This window comes from Micromonospora sp. WMMD1128, from assembly GCF_027497235.1.
Taxonomy (GTDB): Bacteria; Actinomycetota; Actinomycetes; order Mycobacteriales; family Micromonosporaceae; genus Micromonospora.
The window spans coordinates 94575-113031 of sequence record NZ_CP114902.1; the positions used below are offsets into that span (position 1 = coordinate 94575).

The 18457-nt window shown below is 73.6% G+C and carries 15 protein-coding genes; 6 read left to right on the forward strand and 9 right to left on the reverse strand.

Annotation, left to right across the window (positions count from 1 at the left end; genetic code table 11):
- Positions 1–9: 9 nt before the first annotated feature.
- Positions 10–1032 carry a tRNA lysidine(34) synthetase TilS gene (tilS, locus tag O7602_RS00460; RefSeq protein ID WP_281590030.1) on the forward strand — a complete coding sequence of 341 codons (1023 nt, stop codon included), beginning with the start codon at positions 10–12 and terminating at the stop codon, positions 1030–1032.
- A gap of 42 nt (positions 1033–1074) precedes the next feature.
- On the opposite strand, the gene O7602_RS00465 is transcribed toward tilS, so the two are convergent.
- The gene (locus O7602_RS00465; RefSeq protein WP_281586276.1) at positions 1075–2061 is read right to left on the reverse strand and encodes a helix-turn-helix domain-containing protein; all 987 of its coding nucleotides are present in this window, start codon (positions 2059–2061) and stop codon (positions 1075–1077) included.
- Positions 2062–2211: 150 nt separating this feature from the next.
- Here O7602_RS00465 and O7602_RS00470 point away from each other — a divergent pair, with 150 nt between their 5' ends.
- The 4 genes from O7602_RS00470 to folE all read left to right on the forward strand — a co-directional run bounded on the left by O7602_RS00470 (position 2212) and on the right by folE (position 6259).
- Positions 2212–2349, forward strand: coding sequence for a hypothetical protein (locus tag O7602_RS00470; RefSeq protein WP_281586277.1), 138 nt, complete (start codon positions 2212–2214; stop codon positions 2347–2349).
- A gap of 99 nt (positions 2350–2448) precedes the next feature.
- Positions 2449–3024, forward strand: a complete 576-nt coding sequence (gene hpt, locus O7602_RS00475; RefSeq protein ID WP_265009961.1) for a hypoxanthine phosphoribosyltransferase — start codon at positions 2449–2451, stop codon at positions 3022–3024.
- Between the two features lie 539 nt (positions 3025–3563).
- On the forward strand, positions 3564–5558 hold the full coding sequence (gene ftsH, locus O7602_RS00480; RefSeq protein WP_281586278.1) for an ATP-dependent zinc metalloprotease FtsH: 1995 nt from the start codon (positions 3564–3566) through the stop codon (positions 5556–5558).
- Positions 5555–6259, forward strand: a complete 705-nt coding sequence (gene folE / locus O7602_RS00485; RefSeq protein WP_281590032.1) for a GTP cyclohydrolase I FolE — start codon at positions 5555–5557, stop codon at positions 6257–6259. The genes ftsH and folE overlap by 4 nt, the downstream gene beginning before the upstream one ends.
- A 63-nt stretch (positions 6260–6322) precedes the next feature.
- On the opposite strand, the gene O7602_RS00490 is transcribed toward folE, so the two are convergent.
- Entirely contained in the window at positions 6323–7024 is a 702-nt protein-coding gene (locus O7602_RS00490) for a hypothetical protein (protein WP_281586279.1), read from the reverse strand.
- Positions 7024–9549: an FtsK/SpoIIIE domain-containing protein gene (locus tag O7602_RS00495; protein ID WP_281586280.1), complete on the reverse strand. Its 2526-nt coding sequence runs from the start codon at positions 9547–9549 to the stop codon at positions 7024–7026. Before O7602_RS00495 ends, O7602_RS00490 begins: the two co-directional genes overlap by 1 nt.
- 214 nt (positions 9550–9763) lie before the next feature.
- Between O7602_RS00495 and O7602_RS00500 the strand changes: the two genes are divergently transcribed.
- On the forward strand, positions 9764–10327 hold the full coding sequence (locus tag O7602_RS00500; protein WP_281590033.1) for a hypothetical protein: 564 nt from the start codon (positions 9764–9766) through the stop codon (positions 10325–10327).
- Between the two features lie 7 nt (positions 10328–10334).
- On the opposite strand, the gene O7602_RS00505 is transcribed toward O7602_RS00500, so the two are convergent.
- From O7602_RS00505 to O7602_RS00530, 6 genes are read right to left on the reverse strand one after another with little or no spacing between them, the layout of a single operon-like run.
- Positions 10335–10934 carry a hypothetical protein gene (locus tag O7602_RS00505; RefSeq protein WP_281586281.1) on the reverse strand — a complete coding sequence of 200 codons (600 nt, stop codon included), beginning with the start codon at positions 10932–10934 and terminating at the stop codon, positions 10335–10337.
- A 10-nt stretch (positions 10935–10944) separates the two neighbouring features.
- Positions 10945–12111: a M23 family metallopeptidase gene (locus tag O7602_RS00510; protein ID WP_281586282.1), complete on the reverse strand. Its 1167-nt coding sequence runs from the start codon at positions 12109–12111 to the stop codon at positions 10945–10947.
- The gene (locus O7602_RS00515; RefSeq protein WP_281586283.1) at positions 12108–12668 is read right to left on the reverse strand and encodes a hypothetical protein; all 561 of its coding nucleotides are present in this window, start codon (positions 12666–12668) and stop codon (positions 12108–12110) included. The genes O7602_RS00510 and O7602_RS00515 overlap by 4 nt, the downstream gene beginning before the upstream one ends.
- Positions 12665–14605 carry an MFS transporter gene (locus tag O7602_RS00520; protein WP_281586284.1) on the reverse strand — a complete coding sequence of 647 codons (1941 nt, stop codon included), beginning with the start codon at positions 14603–14605 and terminating at the stop codon, positions 12665–12667. Before O7602_RS00520 ends, O7602_RS00515 begins: the two co-directional genes overlap by 4 nt.
- Position 14606: 1 nt before the next feature.
- Positions 14607–18032, reverse strand: a complete 3426-nt coding sequence (locus O7602_RS00525) for an ATP-binding protein (protein WP_281586285.1) — start codon at positions 18030–18032, stop codon at positions 14607–14609.
- A 49-nt stretch (positions 18033–18081) separates the two neighbouring features.
- Complete coding sequence (locus tag O7602_RS00530) at positions 18082–18444, reverse strand: hypothetical protein (protein ID WP_089157613.1); 363 nt, start codon at positions 18442–18444, stop codon at positions 18082–18084.
- Positions 18445–18457: the final 13 nt, after the last annotated feature.

Genomic DNA, 18457 nt, shown 5'->3' on the forward strand with positions numbered 1-18457 from the left:
GCCGCCCGGGTGCCGGCCGCCCCGCCCGCCCGGGCACCGGCCGCGCCGGCGCCGGCGGTCACCGCCGTCCGGCTCGCCGTCCGCCGGCTGCTGACCGGCCTGCCCGGGGACGGGCCGGTGCTGGTGGCCTGCTCCGGTGGGGCCGACTCGCTGGCGCTCGCCGCGGCCACCGCCTTCGTGGCGCCCCGGCTCGGCCGCCCGGCCGGCCTGGTGACCGTCGACCACGGCCTGCAACCCGGTTCGGCCGAGCGAGCCGACGCGGTCGCCGGTTGGGCCCGCACGGCCGGGCTCGACCCCGTCGACGTGATCCCGGTACGGGTCAGCGGCCGACCCGGCGGTCCCGAGGCCGCCGCCCGGCAGGCCCGCTACGAGGCGCTCGTCGCGGCGGCCCGGCGGCACGGCGCGGCCAGCGTGCTGCTCGGGCACACCCGCGACGACCAGGCGGAGACCGTGCTGCTGGCGTTGGCCCGGGGCGCCGGGCCGCGCGGGTTGGCCGGGATGCCGGAGCGGCGCGAGTGGGACGGGGTGCCGCTGCTGCGCCCGCTGCTCGACGTCACCCGGTCCGACACCCGGGCGGCCTGCGCCGCGCTCGGCCTGGCGGCGTGGGCCGACCCGCACAACACCGATCCCGCGTACGCCCGCGCCCGGGTCCGGGCCGAGGCGCTGCCGGCGCTCGTCGACGCGCTCGGGCCGGCGGTGGTGGCGAACCTGGCCCGGACCGCCCGTCTGCTCGCGGCCGACACCGCCGCGCTCGACGCGCTCGCCGACGCCGCGCTCGCCGACGTCCGGGCCGCCGGTGGCGGGCTCTCGGTCGACGGGCTCGCCGCGTTGCCGGCGGCGGTCCGCACCCGGGTGCTGCACGCCTGGGCGCGGGAGTTGGGCGCCGCGCCGGCCGCCCTGTCCCACCGGCACGTGGCCGCGCTCGACGCCCTGGTCACCGACTGGCGGGGGCAGGGCCCGGCGCACCTGCCCGGCGGCCTGCCCGTGCGCCGCCTCACCGGCCGCCTGGTGCAAGGCGGGGGCCCCGCTTAACGCCTTCGGTATAGGCGGGGGCCCCGCTTAACCGCGGGCCGGTCAGGCGTCGGCGCGTTCGCGGAAGGTGGTCCGGTAGGCGTGCGGCGTGGTGCCGACCCGGCGGGTGAAGTGGTGCCGCAGCGCCGCCGCGTCGCCGAAGCCGGCCTGGTCGGCGACGCTCTCCACGCTGAGCCGGGTGTCCTCCAGCAGCCGCCGGGCCAGCAGCACCCGCTGGTTGGTCAGCCAGTCGTGCGGCGTGGTGCCGGTCTCGGCGCGGAACCGGCGGGCGAAGGTGCGCGGCGCCATGCCGGCGCGGGCGGCCAGCTCGTCCACGGTCACGCCGTGGTGCAGGTGACCCATCAGCCACTCCAGCACCGGTTCGAGGGTGGGCGCCTCCGGCGCCTTCGGGATCGGCGCCTCGACGTACTGGGACTGGCCGCCGTCGCGGTGCGGCGGGACCACCATCCGCCGGGCCAGCCGGGTGGCCACCGCGGAGCCGTGCTCCTGGCGGACCAGGTGCAGGCAGGCGTCGATCCCGGCGGCGGTGCCGGCGCTCGTGAGCAGCCGGCCGTCCTGCACGTAGAGCGAGTTGCACCGGACCCGGGCCCGGGGGTTGCGGCGCTGCAACTCGTCGCCGTAGAGCCAATGGGTGGTGCACTCCCGGTCGTCGAGCAGGCCGGCCGCGCCGAGCACGAACGCGCCCGAGCAGACGCTCATCACGTACGCCCCGCGCTCGGCGGCCCGGCGCAGCGCCGCCAGCACGTCGGACGGGATCGCGGCGAGATCCTCGTCACCGGGCACCGTGACGCCGCTGAAGTGCGCGGGCACCGCGACGAGGTCGGCCTCTTCGAGCGGCGCCAGGTCGGCGTGCGGCTGGAGATGGAAGCCGGAGGAGGTGCGCACCGCGCGGCCGCCAGGCGTGCAGACCTGGAACCGGTAGCGGGGGAAGCCGTCGTCGGTGCGGTCGGTGCCGAACACCTCGGCGAACACGCCCAGCTCGAACGTGGCGACCCGGTCCATCGCGAGGACGGCAACGGAGCGGAGCATGTGACGAGGGTAACCCGGCCAGTGGCAGGAAATCGATGGTGGCGGGCATTCCTGCCACTGTCCGCAGCGGACGGCGGGCCGCAGACTTGGTGGTGTCCGGTGCGCACCGGCGGCGAAAACACTCTCCACCAAGTGAAAGCGAGCGCCGCCGTGACCGTTCTGCTGCTCCTCCTCTTCCTGCTCCTTCTCGTCGGCGCCAGCGCCCTCGGGCTCACCGCCGACACGCGCGACTCGGCCGACTGGAAGCCGACCGACGACGGCCGACGCTGGCGCTCCCGCGCCTGCTGAGGTGATTTGTTCCGTTAGTGCCATAGATCCCTGGCGGGGCCGGGCCGAAAGGTGCGGCCCCGCCGACGGAGGCCATCCGGCGTACGGCAGGCTAGGAGCATGGCTGACGGCTCCTGGTACGACGCCGACATCGACCACGTGATCATCTCCGAGGCGCAGATCCGCGAGAAGACGGCGGAGCTGGCCAAGCAGGTCTCGGCGGACTACGCCCACGTCGACGACGGTCTCCTGCTCGTCTGCGTGCTCAAGGGCGCGGTCATGTTCATGGCCGACTTCGCCCGCGCGCTGGGCCGCCAGGGCCCGCCCGCGGAGCTGGAGTTCATGGCCGTGTCGTCGTACGGCCAGGGCACCACCTCGTCCGGGGTGGTCCGCATCCTCAAGGACCTGGACCGGGACATCGCCGGCCGGCACGTGGTGGTGGTCGAGGACATCGTCGACTCCGGCCTGACCCTCTCCTGGCTGCTGCGCTACCTGGAGTCGCGCTCCGCGGCCAGCGTCGAGGTGGTCGCCCTGTTCCGCAAGCCGGACGCGGTCAAGGTGCAGGTGCCGGTGAAGTACGTCGGCTTCGACATCCCGACCGAGTTCGTCGTCGGCTACGGCCTCGACTTCGGCGAGCGCTACCGCGAGCTGCCGTACGTCGGGGTGCTCAAGCCCGAGGTGTACGCGCGGGCCTGAGCGCCGCCGGGCCGCTCGTCAGCGGACATTCAGCGGACTCTCAGCCTTCCGGTCTACGGTAGGGACGGTGACGTGGAGGCACCCTCCACGCCCGACCCCTCAGGCCGCGTGACCGTGCGGCAGGTGCGGATCGGGTGGGGAGCTCCCGGCCACGCCGGCTCAGACCCTGGTTCGCCGTACGCGTAGTTGTGCCGGGCTCGCAAGCTCACATCCGGCACGCACTGCACCTGAATGTGCGCGACTGCGGGGCTCGCAAGCTCACTCCTCGCGCGCACGGGGCTCGAATTGTGCGCGACTGCGGGGCTCGCAAGCTCACTCCTCGCGCGCACGGGGCTCGAATTGTGCGCGACTGCGGGGCTCGCAAGCTCACTCCTCGCGCGCACGGTGTACCGTCGAATGACCGTGGTGCGGCAGTTCGCGTGCCCCGGGGGTCGGGCCGGCCCGCACGGCGGCCCCGGCCGCCGCCGAGGCGGCGACACCATTCAGACGGTCAGGACGTCGATCAGGAGGATGCGGGCGCCTCGGTGCCCGACGACAGCATGGAACGTACGCGTTTCTTCCGCCGACCGGTGGTCTGGATCATCCTGGTCATCCTCGGCGCCGTTGTGCTCAGTCAACTGTTCACCGCTGGTCCCAGCTACCACCGGGTGGACACATCCGTGGCGCTCAACCAGCTCAACTCCGGTGGCATCGACAAGGTCGTCTTCCAGGACAAGGAGCAGACGCTCCAACTCGACCTGAAGGACAAGGCCAAGTTCGGCGACACCACCACCGACAAGATCGAGGCGCAGTTCCCGTACGAGGTCGGCGGCCAGGTCTGGAACCAGGTCCGCGAGGCCGAGGCGGCGGACCGGATCACCGGTTCGGTCGACACCAAGGTGTCGTCGGACAGCATCTGGGTCAGCCTGCTCGTCAATCTCCTCCCCATCGCGCTGCTCGTGCTCCTGCTGCTGTTCTTCATGTCGCAGATGCAGGGCGGCGGCTCGCGGGTGCTCAACTTCGGCAAGTCCAAGGCGAAGATGATCACCAAGGACACGCCGAAGACCACCTTCGCGGACGTGGCCGGTGCGGAGGAGGCCGTCGAGGAACTGCACGAGATCAAGGACTTCCTGCAGAACCCGGCGAAATACCAGGCCCTGGGCGCCAAGATCCCGAAGGGCGTGCTGCTCTTCGGCCCGCCCGGTACCGGTAAGACGCTGCTGGCCCGCGCCGTCGCCGGCGAGGCGGGCGTGCCGTTCTACTCCATCTCCGGCTCCGACTTCGTCGAGATGTTCGTCGGTGTCGGCGCCAGCCGGGTCCGTGACCTGTTCGAGCAGGCCAAGTCGAACGCGCCGGCGATCGTCTTCGTCGACGAGATCGACGCCGTCGGCCGGCACCGCGGCGCCGGCATGGGCGGCGGTCACGACGAGCGGGAGCAGACCCTCAACCAGCTCCTGGTCGAGATGGACGGCTTCGACACCAAGGGCGGCGTCATCCTGATCGCCGCCACCAACCGGCCGGACATCCTCGACCCGGCGCTGCTGCGCCCGGGCCGGTTCGACCGGCAGATCCCGGTCGACGCCCCCGACATGGAGGGCCGCAAGGCCATCCTCCGGGTGCACGCCAAGGGCAAGCCGTTCACGCCCGACGTCGACCTCGACGCGGTCGCCCGGCGCACCCCGGGCTTCAGCGGCGCCGACCTGGCCAACGTGATCAACGAGTCCGCGCTGCTCACCGCGCGGAAGGAGCAGCGGGCGATCAGCAACGACTCGCTCGAGGAGTCGATCGACCGGGTGATCGCCGGGCCGCAGCGCCGGACCCGGGTGATGAGCGACCAGGAAAAGAAGATCACCGCGTACCACGAGGGTGGGCACGCGCTCGTGGCCTGGGCGTTGCCGCACGCCGCGCCGGTGCACAAGGTGACCATCCTGTCCCGGGGCCGGTCGCTGGGGCACACGCTTGTCCTCCCGACCGAGGACAAGTACACCCAGACCCGGGCCGAGATGATCGACACCCTGGCGTACGCGCTTGGTGGCCGGGCAGCCGAGGAACTGGTGTTCCACGAGCCGACCACCGGCGCCGGCAACGACATCGAGAAGGCCACCCAACTGGCCCGCGCGATGATCACGCAGTACGGCATGAGCTCCAAGCTCGGTGCGATCAAGTACGGCACCAGCGGTGACGAGCCGTTCCTCGGCCGCAACATGGGCCACGAGCGGGACTACTCCGACTCGGTGGCCGCCGAGATCGACGGCGAGATGCGCGCGCTGATCGAGCTGGCCCACGACGAGGCCTGGGAGATCCTGGTGGAATACCGGGACGTCCTGGACAACATGGTCCTGGAGCTGATGGAGAAGGAAACCCTCTCCACCGCCGACATGGCCCGGATCTGCGCCCGGGTGGTCAAGCGCCCGCCGATGGCCCCCTACCACGGCTTCGGCAAGCGCCAGCCCTCCACCGAGCCGCCGGTGCTCACCCCGGCCGAGAAGGCGCGGGCCACGGCCGACGGCATCTCGGTCGGCGGCGCCAGCAACAACTCGGACGGTACGCACTGAGCACCGACCCGACGGCCGGCTCCCCTGACCGGGAGCCGGCCGTTTCCGCTACCGAGCCCGACGAGGACGACGCGCTCGACCACGTCGCCGCGCGCCTGATCAGTGGCCGGCTGACCGGCGGCCCGGTGGAGGACAGCGTCGACCTCAACCGGATCGAGAAGGCGGTCCGGGAGATCCTCATCGCGGTCGGCGAGGACCCGGACCGCGACGGCCTCCGGGAGACGCCGGCCCGCGTCGCCCGCGCCTACGCCGAACTCTTCGCCGGCCTGCGGGTCGACCCGGCGCAGGTGCTCCGCACCACCTTCGAGGCCAACCACGAGGAACTCGTGCTCGTCCGGGACATCGACGTGATGAGCCTCTGCGAGCACCACCTGCTGCCGTTCCGCGGCAGCGCGCACATCGGCTACATCCCCGGGCCGGACGGCCGGATCACCGGCCTGTCCAAGCTGGCCCGGCTGGTCGAGGTGTACGCCCGCCGGCCGCAGGTGCAGGAACGGCTCACCTCCCAGATCGCCGACCTGCTGATGTCCAGCCTCAACCCGCGCGGCGTCATCGTGGTGCTCGAATGCGAGCACATGTGCATGGCCATGCGGGGCATCCAGAAATCCGGTGCCAAGACCATCACCTCTGCGGTCCGCGGCGGCCTCCAGAACGACGCCAAGTCACGGGCCGAGGCGATGGCGCTGATCATGCACCGCTGACCCGGCTCCCCGACGGCCGCGCACTCCCCACCGGGAGGCGCGGCGGTCGCCGTCCCGCGACGGTCAGCCGGGCAGCATGGCCAGCAGCAGGCCGGCCGCGGCCAGCACCGCCGGGACCAGGCACACCAAGGCGCCGAACCGAGGCGTCCGATCCACCCGGTCCGTCGGGCGAGGGCGGAAGAACCGCCCCACCGCCAGCCAGCCCACCATGAACGCGACCGCCGGCAGTGGCAGCCCCACCAGCAGCGCCACCACGACCACCGGCCCGGGACCGGCGACCGCGTAGAGGACGAGCTGGAGCAACGGCACCACGAGCGCCACCGGCCCGTACACCAGCAGATTGCGCGGGCGGGCCGGCCACCGGGTCAACCGGGGCAGACCACGCGCGGCCAAGGCGTCGTCCGCCGCGTCCGCCCAGCCGCCGGCCGAGCGCAGCGCCGCCAGCACCGCCGACGGCCCACCCGCCATCGACCGGGCCGCCTCGGTCACCTCCGGCGGCGTCGGGACCAGCGAGATCGGCGGTACGCCCAGCTCACGCAACCGGGACTGCTGTGACGCCAGCCGCTCGCGTACCGTCGTCAGCTCCTCGCGGGCAGCGGCCACCGACCGGGCCTGCTCCCCGGCGGCGGTCGCCGCCGCCCGGCGTACCCCGTCGAGCTGCCGCGCGGCCGCGACGTACTCCGCCCACGCCGACTCGGCCGGGTCGACCGTCACCGTCGGATCACCCACCCGCGGCCCGGGCACCGCCGTCCCCGTCTCGCTCATCAGGCGCCGCCCTCCGCGCCGAAGGGCACGAAGACCGTGCCCTGCTCCGCCGGACCGTCCCAGAGCACCGCGCGGCCGGGGCGGGGCTCCCACCACACCGGCCGGTCGAAGAGCCGCTCCAGCCGACCACCCGGCACGTCCGTGACCGCCACGGCGGTGAGCTTGTCCACCGCACCCGCCGGACCGAGCAGCCCGGCCAACGGGCCCGGCGTGCGCCACCAGCCGAGCAGGTGCCGACCGGACGGCGGCCCCTCCAACAGCAGCGCCCGCAGCAACTCCGGCGGCAACTCGGCGGCGTCCGGCACGTCCAGGCCGAACACCACCAGGTAACCCGGCGCGGCCGACTCGATGGCCGCCCGCAGCCCGGCGGCGTCGACCGTCTCCACCCGATGCCGCCCGGCCAGCTCGGCGGCGAGCACGCCGGCCGGCTCGGCCGATCCGTTCGCCAACGGCGCCAGCACGAACCGCCCGGCGTCCGGGTGCGCCGCCGCCGCGCTACGGACCGCGGTGACAAGCAGCCGCTCGGCCTCCTCGTCCCGGCCCAACACGGCCAGGTTGCGCCCGGCGGCCGGACCCAACGGCACCGCCACCGTGCTGCGCCGGACGTCCACCGCCCGACCCAGCAACGCCGCCGGCGCGTGCACCCGGCCGGCAAGCGCCGCCCGGTGCCGCGGATCGTTTGCCAGCAGCGGGCGGGCGTAGCCGGCGAACACCACAGGCGCGACGGCGTCCTCCGGCCGGGCCGACCACAGCCGCCGCCGCAGATCAGTGAGAACCTCCGGATCGCCGTACGGATCCGGGAAACGGATCATCCGCTCGTGGCCGCGGGTCGCGCCCCGCGGGCCGCCCAACCCGCCGGCCGTGTTCACCACCGCGCTGCCCACCGGCAGGCCGGCCGCCGAGTCGTTGGCCGGCTCCAGCACCGCCGAGCCGCCGGGCAGCGCCACCCGCACCGGGAACTGCCCGAGCAGCGGATCCCGCGGGCCGCCGATGCCCAGGTCACCCTCGCCGGCCAGAACCAGATGGATCCCGTACGAGCGGGCGGCGCGGGCCAACGCGTCCAGCCGGTCCCGCAGTTCGGTGGCGAGCCGGTCCCGATCCCGCAGCGCAAGCGGGAAGTTGTCGACCACACAGACGATCCGGGGCAGCGAGCAGTGCTCGCGCAACTCGGTGAAGCGCTGCCCGCCGGCCCGCCGGGACGCCTCCTCCCGGCGGCGCAACTCCGCCTCCAACTCGCCGAACAGGTCGGCGACGTACTCCCGGTCGGCGGCCATCCCGGCGGCGCGGACCTGCGGCACCCAGGACCGGTCCCGCTCGGTCTGGAGGAACTCCACGAAGGACTCGCCGTCACCCAGGTCGGCCAGGTAGAGCGCCAGCTCGTCCGGGCCGTACCGGGCGGCCAGGCCGAACAACGCATCGGTGAGGAACGCCGACCGGCCGGCCTGCGACCTGCCACTCACCAGCCAGTGCGGGGTCAACTCGGTGAAGCCGAGACTCACCGGCCGCCCGGCCGCGTCGCCGACCGTGGTGCTCAGCCCGTCGACCGAGTCGACAGTCCACAACCCGTCCGCCGGCAACAGGTCGGGCAGGGTCAGCCGGGAACCGTCCTCGATCTGGCGGGCCAGCCGCCGGCACACCTCGGCGACCAGCTCCGGCGGCGGATCGTCATCCAGGAACACCGGCGAGTTCAACCCGCCCGGCGAACCGGCGCCCGGGCTGCTGAACCCGACCCGCGGCGGGTCGCCGACAAGCGCGTACGCGGTGCGCACCGTGAGCGGGGTGGCCCGGGGCAGCGGACTGCCGGCCGGCCAGCCGGCGGCCACCAGGTGCAGCCCGGCCCGCGGCCCCCGCTCCGCCAGGTCGGCGAGCCGGTCCAGGTCGGCCCGGGCCGCGCCGTCGGGCAACGCGGCGACCACCAGCAGCAGCGTACGGTCGTGGCCGCGTTGCCGGGCGCTCCCGGCGGCCACCCACTGCTCCGCCTCGGCCAGCACCGCCCGCAACCCGGCCAGGTCCGTGGCGGGCGGCGGCAGCAGGCCGGCGTCGGCGAGCGGCGCGTACCCGCCGAACGTGTCGCCCGGCCCGCCGTCGACCGCCCGGGCCAGCAACTCGCCCGCTGGCGTAGCCGCGAAGAGGCGCAGCAGCAGCGCCCGCAGCAGCCCGGCCACCCGGGGATCCGTCGCGTCCGCGTCGACGCTCAGATGGCCGCTGCCCAGCAGGGGCACCAGCGCGGGAAAGCGGACGTCGTCGAGCGGCGCGGCGACGCCGACCCGCACGCCCGGGGGTGGACCGTCGCCGGGCGGCGTCGTCGGCGCCAGCGCTTCCAACGGCGCGCCGGCCCACCCGGGCGCCACCCGCTCGGCCGCCGACCGCAGGCGTTCGGCCAGCTCGTACTGACGGTGGTGGTCGGCGGGCGCGGGTCGGATCTCGTCGAGGATGCCCGCCGCCGCGGTCGCCGCGGCCTCGGCCCGGCGATGCAACGCGGCGGCCCGACCGGCACGCGCCTTCGGAGTCGCCACCGCGTCCACCTCTCTTCCCGAGGCCGACATCTTCCCCCCGAGCTGTGACGGTAACCCAGCCGGGAGCCCTCCACCGGGATGTCGGTCGGCGCGGTGGGCCGCACGCCGGTGACCAGCCTCACCCGATCACCGGACGGCGTCCGCCCGGCGGTTCGCCACGATCCGCCAGTTCTGAGGCATTGGGTACGCGGCGCGCAGCCGATAGCCTCAGGAGGTGGAATCAGTGCAGCCCCCCGCCGGTTCCCAGGTCTCCCGCGTACCGGCGCAGCGGACCCCGCCGGAGCAGTTGGCGCCCCCCGCGCCCGCTCCGGTTCCGGTGCGGCCGAAGCGCCCGTTGCGCACGGCGCTCACCATCATCGCGGGGGTGTTGGCGTTGCTCTGCGCGGGCGGAGCGCTTGTCGGTTTCGTGCTCTACGACCGGGCGACCGCCCCGGACCGCAGCGCCCCGGACGTGGTGGTGGCGAACTACGTCCAGGCTTATCTCATCGACCGCAATGACACCAAAGCGCAGGAGTTCGTCTGCAGGAACGACGGTGGCCTCGCCGACATGCGTGCATTGCGGGCGGAACTGGAGCAGCGCGAGGCCAACTTCAACGTGGTGATCAAAGTGAGCTGGGCGCCTCTGATCCGAGCTAAGGATGGAAAAGGCGAATCGGTTACGACGACGCTTGCCATCTCAAGTTCACAAGACGGTCAGTCACGGAGCAGCCGTCGTGAAGCTTGGCGCTTCGGATTGGTGGACGCCAAGGACGGTTGGCGCATCTGCGAGGCAAGCAAGATTAGCTAGGCGACGGCTACTCCAGCCAGAGCAGATGCACGGGCACCTCCAGGGTGGTCGGTGCCTGGCCGCGCCAGGCCCAGCGGTACCACTCCACCTCGGGCGTGACCCGGACGCAGATGTCGCCGTCCGCGCCGGAGTAGGTCTCGGTGACCGCGCGTAGGTCGCGTCGCTCCGCGCCGCCGTCCACGTGCACCACCCGCCGCCCGGTCACGGCGTCGGCCTCGAAGACCGGAGTGGGCGGCCGGCGCGCCGGCGCGTCGAGCGAGACCAGCCGGATGCCCGATCCGCTCGACGCCGGTGCCGGTCGCCGTTCGCCGATCGTCTCCACCCAGACCCGTTCCACCGGCACCAGCGGGGCGAACACCTCCACCTGCTCCGACTCGGCCCGGTACCACTCGTGCTCCGGGATGACCGGCACGTAGGTGCGGCTGCCCTGCACCACCCGCTCGTCGGCCCGCAGGTCACCACGCCAGCCGAGGCCGGGGAGGCCGACAAGCACACGGCGACCGCGCAGCTCGGCACCGCCGGTGGCGGGTACGACGTCGATCGGGCGGGGCGGCAGCGGGGCCCAGTCGGGGCGGTCCGCGAAGGGATCCGGCAGCGGGTTGCTCACGGGCGGGACCTCACTTGCTCTCGCCCAGGGGCGCGCCCCGTTCGCGCATGAACGGCACCGGGTTCTCGGCGCCGCCGCTGGACCGGTCGCTGTCGTGGTGCACCTCGAAGTGCAGGTGCGGGCCGGAGGAGTTGCCGCTGGTGCCCGAGAGTCCGATCACCTCGCCCGCCGCGACCTCCTGGCCCGGGCGTACCCGGGGGCGTTCGATCATGTGGCAGTAGCGGGTGATGAACCCCTCGGCGTGCAGGATGTCCACGAACCACCCGCAGCCGCCCTTGTTCGGCCAGCCGTCCCGGTCACAGTCCCGCCGGCCGGAGTGGTCGGGGTCGCAGCGGGCGACAAGCACCCGGCCCGCCGAGGCGGCGTGGATCTCGGTCCGCTTGCCCGCGGCCAGGTCCACGCCGTCGTGGCTCGGGCGGGCCTCGGTCCGAAAGCCGGAGACCACGCCGCCGGGTAGCGGCGCGGTCCAGCCGGAGGCGGCGATCCGGGCCCCGGCGGCGGCGTCGCAGACGGCCCTACCGGCGATCTCCACGGTCCGGGCCGCCCCGCCGGCGAGCGCGTCGACGATCCGCCCGGCCAGCGCCTCGTGCTTGGCGTAGGCGTCGGGGAACGCGCTGACCTGGACCCGCTGCGCCACCGCGGTCAGCGGCCGTTGTTCCCAATTCGGCACCTTCGCCATCTTCTGGTAGAACTTGCGGGCCGCGTACGAGGGCGTCATCCGCTCCTCGACGCTGCCCCAGCCGGGCCGCTGTTGGAACAGGCCCAGCGAGTCGTGGTCGGCGCCGACCCCCTCGTGCGGCAGGGCCAGCGACGCCGACACCTTGCGGTTGGCGAGGTTGCGCAGCGCCGACTCCTGCATCGCGGTGGCCAGCGCGATCACCCAGCCGCGGGCGGGCAGTTTCATGTCCTGGCCGACCTTGATGATGACGGCGGCGTTACGCAGTTGACTCTCGCCGTACTCGGCGAAACGTGGCATGTCGCCGGTCAGGTTCACCTGGTAGTCGGGGTCGCAGGAGAGGCTGGCCAGCTTCGGGTCCTCCCGGTCGCCGCCCAGTTCGGTGAGGAAGAACGCGCCCGCGCCGCCGACGCAGCAGAGCAGGGTGAGGACGGCGGTGACCGCGGTGGCCAGCACGCCGACCCGCAGCTTGCGCCGGACCCCGGCCGGCCCGGCGCTCACGGACGCTCCCAATCGACCGCGTCCACCAGCCACGGGCCGTCCGCCGCGATCAGGTCGAGCCGGAGCGTGCCGTGGTCAAGCGGGATCGACGCCTCGACGAAGGACTCGGTGCGTGGTCGCAGCGTCGGCGGGCCGGTGGTCCGCCGCGCCGGCACGGTCTCCGGGTCGGCGCCTGTCATCTTCTCCTCGAGCGCGGGGGAGGAGAGCGGACGCAGCCGGGCCTGCCAGGCGTCCCCGGTGCTGCCCGGGCCGGTCAGCCACGCGGTGGCGAACCGCGCCGCGACCTGCTCGGGCGTGGCCTCACCCGGGCGCGTCCTCGGCGCGACCGCGGCCGGCGGGCTGGACAGCACCCCGTCCTCACCTGCTTCCGGGTCCGCCGTGCTGATCGGCTGGGTGGGGCGGACGGCCACCCCGCTGCCCGCGTCGGCCGGCCCGGAGACCAGCCGGGCCGCGCCGATCACCCCGAAGATCAGGACGGCGATCACCAACGCCACGCCGAGCCGGGACCGGAGGACCCGGGTGAAGAGGAATTCCACCGCCCGCCGCACCGGTCTCACCTGGCCTCGGTGCGGATCCGCGGCGCCGGCCGGGCCGGCGCGCCGCCGCGGTCCGCCGAGTCCGGCCGGTAGACGGCGTAGGAGGGCGCCTCCTCGGGCACGTCCGGCTCGGTCCAGGTCGACGGCGCGCGGCGTGGCCGGGGTGCGGTGGTGGGACGCCCGCCCGGACGCTCGGTCGGGGGCGCCTCGTCCGGCCGTTCCCGCCCGTCCGGCCGTTCCCGGTCCACCGTGGTGACGGTGTGTGCCGGATCCTCGTGCCGGGCCTCCGGCCGGAGGCTGCGCTGGTCGGCCACGACGCCGCGACGCCGGCCGAGCGCCGGCTCGTTGGTGCCACCGGGCTCGGCCACGTCCAACCGGGCGGCGATCCGCATGTCCCGGAAGAACCGGCGGTGCCACGAACCGGCCGAACTGACCGCCTCGCTGCTGTCCTTGCCGCCGAGCTGGGTGATCCGCCGGTACGGTCGCAGCAGCAGCCAGCCCACCACCCCGCAGAGCCAGACCAGGACCACCTGGAGCCAGCCGGGCAGCGTGGCCGTGTTCATGATCAGGTCGACCGCGAAGAGGTAGACGGCCGCCCCGGTGCCGAAGATGGCGATGTTGAACACGGCGGCGACCACGGCGTTCGCCAGCCGGCGGAGCCCGGCGCTGGCCGGGCGCATCAGGCCGACCGTGCCGAGGATCGGCGCGGCGATCACCGCCCACCGGAAGATCAGGAAGCCGAGCAGCACCAGCACCGACGCGGTCAGGTCGAACATGGCGAACAGCAGCGAGGCGAGGACCGCGATGAAGCCGGCGCCGATCCGGTCCATGTCCTTGGTGCCCTGGAGGTATTCGTACGCCTCCGGGTCCTCCGACTTGATCTGCTCGGCGACCCGGGCCCACTGCTGTTGCTTGGCCTTGATCACGACGTCACGTGTGGCCGGATTGGCGCGAATCGACTCCGCCTCGTCCCAGGTCAGCGACTTGGCGTCGTAGAGCGCCAGGCCGTACTTCTTGGCGGTCTCGCTGTCCGCCGAGCCGAGGATGCCACGCAGCCAGTTGCGGTAGAGCATGGTCTCGGTGGCGGTGTCGCTGGCCCGTACGGCGGGCGGGCGATGGTCCTTGCATGCTTCGGGGTTGGGATCGTCGCACTGGCCAGGGGGAGTGTCCTTGGCTGAAGGGCCGACCGCGTCGTGCACCACGCCGAGTGTGGTGATCAGCGTGTTGTCGGCGATGTTCGCGGACTTCACCGGCCAGGCGGCGAGCGCGGTCACCGCCACCATCACCAGGATCGCCCAGCCGGCGGTGGTCATCGCGTTGCTCATGTCCGACTGGCGGGACCGCCAGAGCAGGTAGAGGCCCACCACGCAGATGGTGATGATGCCGAAGACGCTGAACACCTTCTGGTAGACGGCCTTGGTGGCCTGTTCCACGAGCGGGTCGGCCCAGCGCCACATGGTCCGCGGGTCCCACGCGCGCTCCCGCAACGCGTTCGACGCGCCGATGACCGCGTTGGCGAACATGAACTCGCCGTTCGCCACCATGGTGGTGAAGCGGTAGTCCGGGTGGAGTACGGAGGAGGCGCAGCCGCCGTCCACGTCGTACGTGGTGTAGCTGTAGCCGGCGTACCCGTAGTCGCTGTAGAGGCCCTTCGGGCCGGGCTCCTTGGCCGAGTCGGGCCGGGACGCGAACCAGCCGGCCAGGCCGGAGTCCGGCGCGCTCGGCACCGGCGCGTTGCGGCACTCGACCTGGTCCTCGCTCACCGCCTTGAGCTTCCCGACGCAGGCGCGGAAGTCGGTCTGCCACTCCTTGGTGCTGCACAGCTCGGCGCGTGCCTGTGCGGTCGGGCCGGCGGCGTACGCGGGTGTGGCCCCGACCAGCGGCCAGGAGATCGTGGCCCCGGCGAGTACGCCGAGAACGATGAGGAGCGCCGCGATCCGTGCCCGGGCCCTCGCCATGTCACGCCTCCAGGTCAGCCAGCACGGTCGGGAGTTGCCCGGCGGCCTGGGCGACCGCGGCGGGGGTGGTGTCCAGGTGGTTCAGCAGCCCGTCGACGTACGACACGTCGACCCGGACCTTCTGCACGCGCCCGTCGACGTCGCGCATGACGAACTCGCGGAAGCCGAGCCGGTTGGCCGATCCGCTGTCGGCCTGGGACAGCGAGGCGAGGGTGGCCTCGTAGCCGTCGTCGACCGGCACCCGCAGCAGCCGCAGCGCCTCGGAGGCGATCTCGCTGTCCTCGGCGATGCGGCCGACGAAGACGGTGGAGACGAGGTTCTGCACGTCGAGGCCGAGGATGTCCTTCGGGTTCTGCGAGGCGACGAGCGCGGCCAGGTTCCACTTGCGGGAGTCGCGGGCGAGCCGGACCAGGAACGACCGTCCGGAGCGCCACCCCTCCATGAAGTGCGCCTCGTCCAGGCCGACGAGCTTGCGGGACGACATCGAGCCGCCGTAGCAGCGGCGGACCGCGAGCCGGTGCGCGGTGTGCAGCATCGGCAGGGCCAGGGCCTCCTCGGCCGACCAGTATTCTCGTTCGATCTTGAGGTCGGGCAGCCGGAGGCCGGCCATGGTGATCACGGTGAGCGCCGCGTCGGCGCCGAGCAGCCCTTCCGGCGGGCGGCCGAAGAAGAGCATGGCCAGCGGCATCTCGGCGGTGTCGAGCAGCAGGTTCGCCAGCTCACGGCCGGCGTCGTCGTCGAGCCCCTGGAGGCAGGCGACCACGTCGTCCAGGGTGGACGTCTCCTCGGCCGGCACCTGGCGTACGGCGTGCCGGAACAGCGTGGCGGTGGACGCCTCCCGGGCCACCTGTGGCGGCACCAGCATCATGCAGATGTCCTGCACCAGCATCCGGCGTTCGGCCCGGGCGTTGGAGACGGCGATCTCGAACTCCCGGTCGCCGGCGGCCCCGGTGGTGAACTCGCTGCGCAGTGGCGTGGGGATCAGCGCGTAGGGCGCCAGGGTGCCCTGCTCGGACCCGGTCAGGTTGAGCACCCGCGAGTAGGGCGCCAGCTCGGGCATGGCGCAGAGCCGGGCCAGCGGGCCGGACGGGTCGAGCAGCGTCACCTGCGCGCCGCGCCGGGCGGCCAGGTAGCCGAGCGCGCCGAGCAGGGTGGACTTGCCGCCGCCCGGCTCGGCGACGAAGACGGCGAGGCCGGAGCGCTCGCGTACCTCCATCGGGAAGTGCAGGTCGAGGAAGACCGGCCGGCGGCAGGTGCCGGCGGTCCGGCCGATCAGGTCGCCGCGTCGGTCGCCGACGGTGGACGCGGCCTGCGGCAGCGCGGCGGCGAGCAGGTTGACGGGCATCCGGCGGACGTATCCGGTGTTGGCGATCGGCTCGCCGGGGATGAACTCGCGGGCCAGCCAGTCCTGGTTCTTCGGGTGCTGGAGCGAGATCCGCAGCTCGCGGGAGTAGAGCTGGATGAGTCGGCGGGCCCGTTCCAGGCACTCCTCGCGGGTGCGACCGCCGACGGCGATCCGGTGCCAGCCGTGCGCGCGGGCCGAGTCGACAGGCAGCCCGGTGGTCATCTCGTCGCCGATCACCAGCGCCCGCTTGGCCAGGCGTTCCAGCTCGGGCGGCGCGTCGATGCCGTGCTCGGCGTAGTCGAGCTGTTGGGAGCGGATCATCCGGAGTCGGTGTTCGAGGTTCCGGAAGGAGTCGTTGGGGCCGAGGATGTCGACGCGGGTGGACAGCTCCATCGGCCACGGCAGGCGTTCGTGGAAGTGCAGCCAGGGCTCGTGCCGTTCGGGAATCTCCAGCGGCTCCATCCGGCCGACCGCGAGCACCGCCACGTGTCGTTCCTCGCCGGTCATCCGGTTGACCAGCTTCACCGTGGAGCCGTAGGGGGTGCGGTAGCGCTCCACCTGCTCGGTGAGGGCCAGCAGGTCGCCGCGTTCCCATCGGCCGTTGGTGATGGGGGAGAGGACGCCGGGCGGCGCCATGCAGAGCGCCACCGAGCGGTAGAGCAGCCACTCCAGCTCGGGCGCGCTGACCCGGCGGCCCCGCATGCCGAACGCGCCGAGCACCTCGTCGAACTGTTCGACGGTGCGGCCCAGCCGGCGTCGCTCGCCGTCGGCGGTGCCCCGGCCGAACGTGCGCAGCAGGCGTTCGGTGAGCGAGTCGCCGAGCGACCGGCGGGCGAAGGTGACGCCGAGGTAGGTCTGCCCCTCGGCGTGGTTGACCGACATCAGGTGCCGCTGGGCGGCGACCAGGTGGTCGGCCCAGCCGGTGGTGCCGGGCACGTCGGGCAGCGGCGTGGCGGTGTGCGCGTCGATCGTGCGGGCCCACTCGTCGGCCGGGAAGGGTCGGGTGGTGCGGCGCAGGTGCAGCCGGAATCCGGCCAGGCCGGCGTACTGCTCGGAGATCGCCGAGAGCAGCGCCTCGCGTTCGGCGTCCGGGCGGAACGCCCAGCGCACCTCGGGCAGCCAGTACCAGGCGGTGACCGTGTTGGGAGTGAAGGTGAGGTGGCCGGCGATCTCGGTGATGGCCAGCTCGACCGAGGGGTCCCGGTCGCCGAATTTGATCTTCGGGGCGCGGACCCGGACCGGCTTGGCCGGCCTGTTCCGGCGTTCGGCGGAGCGCTGCCGGGGCGGGGTCACCTCCCGGTGCGCCGGCCGGCCGAGATCACGGGACGGCGCGGCCGGCACCGGACGGGCGTCCAGCGGGTCAGGTTCCGGCTCCCGCCGATCGGCGCGGTGGGCCGGGCCGCGCACGTCGGCGGGCGCCACCGGCGCGACGACGGGCTCGGGGGCCGGCTCCGGCTCGGCGGTGGGCCGGAGGGCGGGAAGCCGGTCACCCGCCTGCGTCGGCACCCGGTTGCGGGTCGCCGGTGGCGGGTCGAGCGCGGGCGGCTCGACGGGCGCGGCGAGCGCGGGTGGTTCGACGGGCGGGGCGAGCGCCGGCTCCGGGCGCGGTCGCCCCACCGCGCGTACGCCGGGGGCGTGTTCCCGGGCCGGCGGGCCGGGCTGGTGCGGTGCCGGTTCGACCGGCACAGCGGGCTGGTGCGGGATGGGCAGCGCGTCGCGGCCGACACCACGGCGGGGCGGCGCCACCACGGGCTCGATCGCCGGCGCCGGTGAGGGCGGTCCGGCGGCCGGCGCGGCGGGGCGGCGGACCCGGGGCTGCGCGCCGCCGAACAGGTCGAGGAAGGGCGAGTCGATGTCGCCGTCGGGGCCCACCGGCTCGCGCGGCTCGGCGCCGCGTGGGGCGAGTGGACGCGGCGGTTGGAAGACGCCGACCCGGCCGTGTCCGGGGCTGGTGACGAGCGCCGGGTCGAGGACCACCTCGTCCAGCTCCTCGTCGGGCGGGTAGTCGAACGATCGCGCACGGTTACCAGAGGGCCTGGCCGGGCGCCCGGCCGGGGAACCCGGCGTGGAAGAGCGACTCATGCGACCGCCTCACCCGCGTCGTTCGTCTGCGCCATCGGCGTACGCCCTGTCATGCCAGTTCCTCCCGGATCCTGATCCGGCTCGCGACGAGGCGCGGGTCCCGCAGCTCGGCGGCCGGCTCCCGGGTGCGTCGCCAGTCGGTCAGCGCGGTCCGGATGACCATGCGCGCCGGCCGGTCCGGGTCGACGTACCGGAAGATGAACGAGGTCGTCACGATCGCGAGCGAGATCTCCCAGGCGGGGAAGAGCTCCACCTGGAGCGTGAACAACCAGTGGATGAACACGTAGAGGGGTACGAGCAGCATGAACAGGCCGTACTGGGCGTACGGCAGGTGGACGGGAAGGGTGTAGCCGGGCGGCCCCAGGTAGACCAGGCGAGCCCGGTAGATGTCGTCGTCGGTGCGCAGCCGCATCGTCGCCCAACGC

Excerpts from the sequence above, each read along its gene's own strand:
- O7602_RS00520 (WP_281586284.1), bottom strand. The coding sequence starts at position 14,605 with ATGGCGAGGGCCCGGGCACGGATCGCGGCGCTCCTCATCGTTCTCGGC.
- O7602_RS00525 (WP_281586285.1), bottom strand. The coding sequence starts at position 18,032 with ATGAGTCGCTCTTCCACGCCGGGTTCCCCGGCCGGGCGCCCGGCCAGG.
- O7602_RS00465 (WP_281586276.1), bottom strand. The coding sequence starts at position 2,061 with ATGCTCCGCTCCGTTGCCGTCCTCGCGATGGACCGGGTCGCCACGTTC.
- ftsH (WP_281586278.1), top strand. The coding sequence starts at position 3,564 with ATGGAACGTACGCGTTTCTTCCGCCGACCGGTGGTCTGGATCATCCTG.
- hpt (WP_265009961.1), top strand. The coding sequence starts at position 2,449 with ATGGCTGACGGCTCCTGGTACGACGCCGACATCGACCACGTGATCATC.
- O7602_RS00490 (WP_281586279.1), bottom strand. The coding sequence starts at position 7,024 with ATGAGCGAGACGGGGACGGCGGTGCCCGGGCCGCGGGTGGGTGATCCG.
- O7602_RS00530 (WP_089157613.1), bottom strand. The coding sequence starts at position 18,444 with ATGCGGCTGCGCACCGACGACGACATCTACCGGGCTCGCCTGGTCTAC.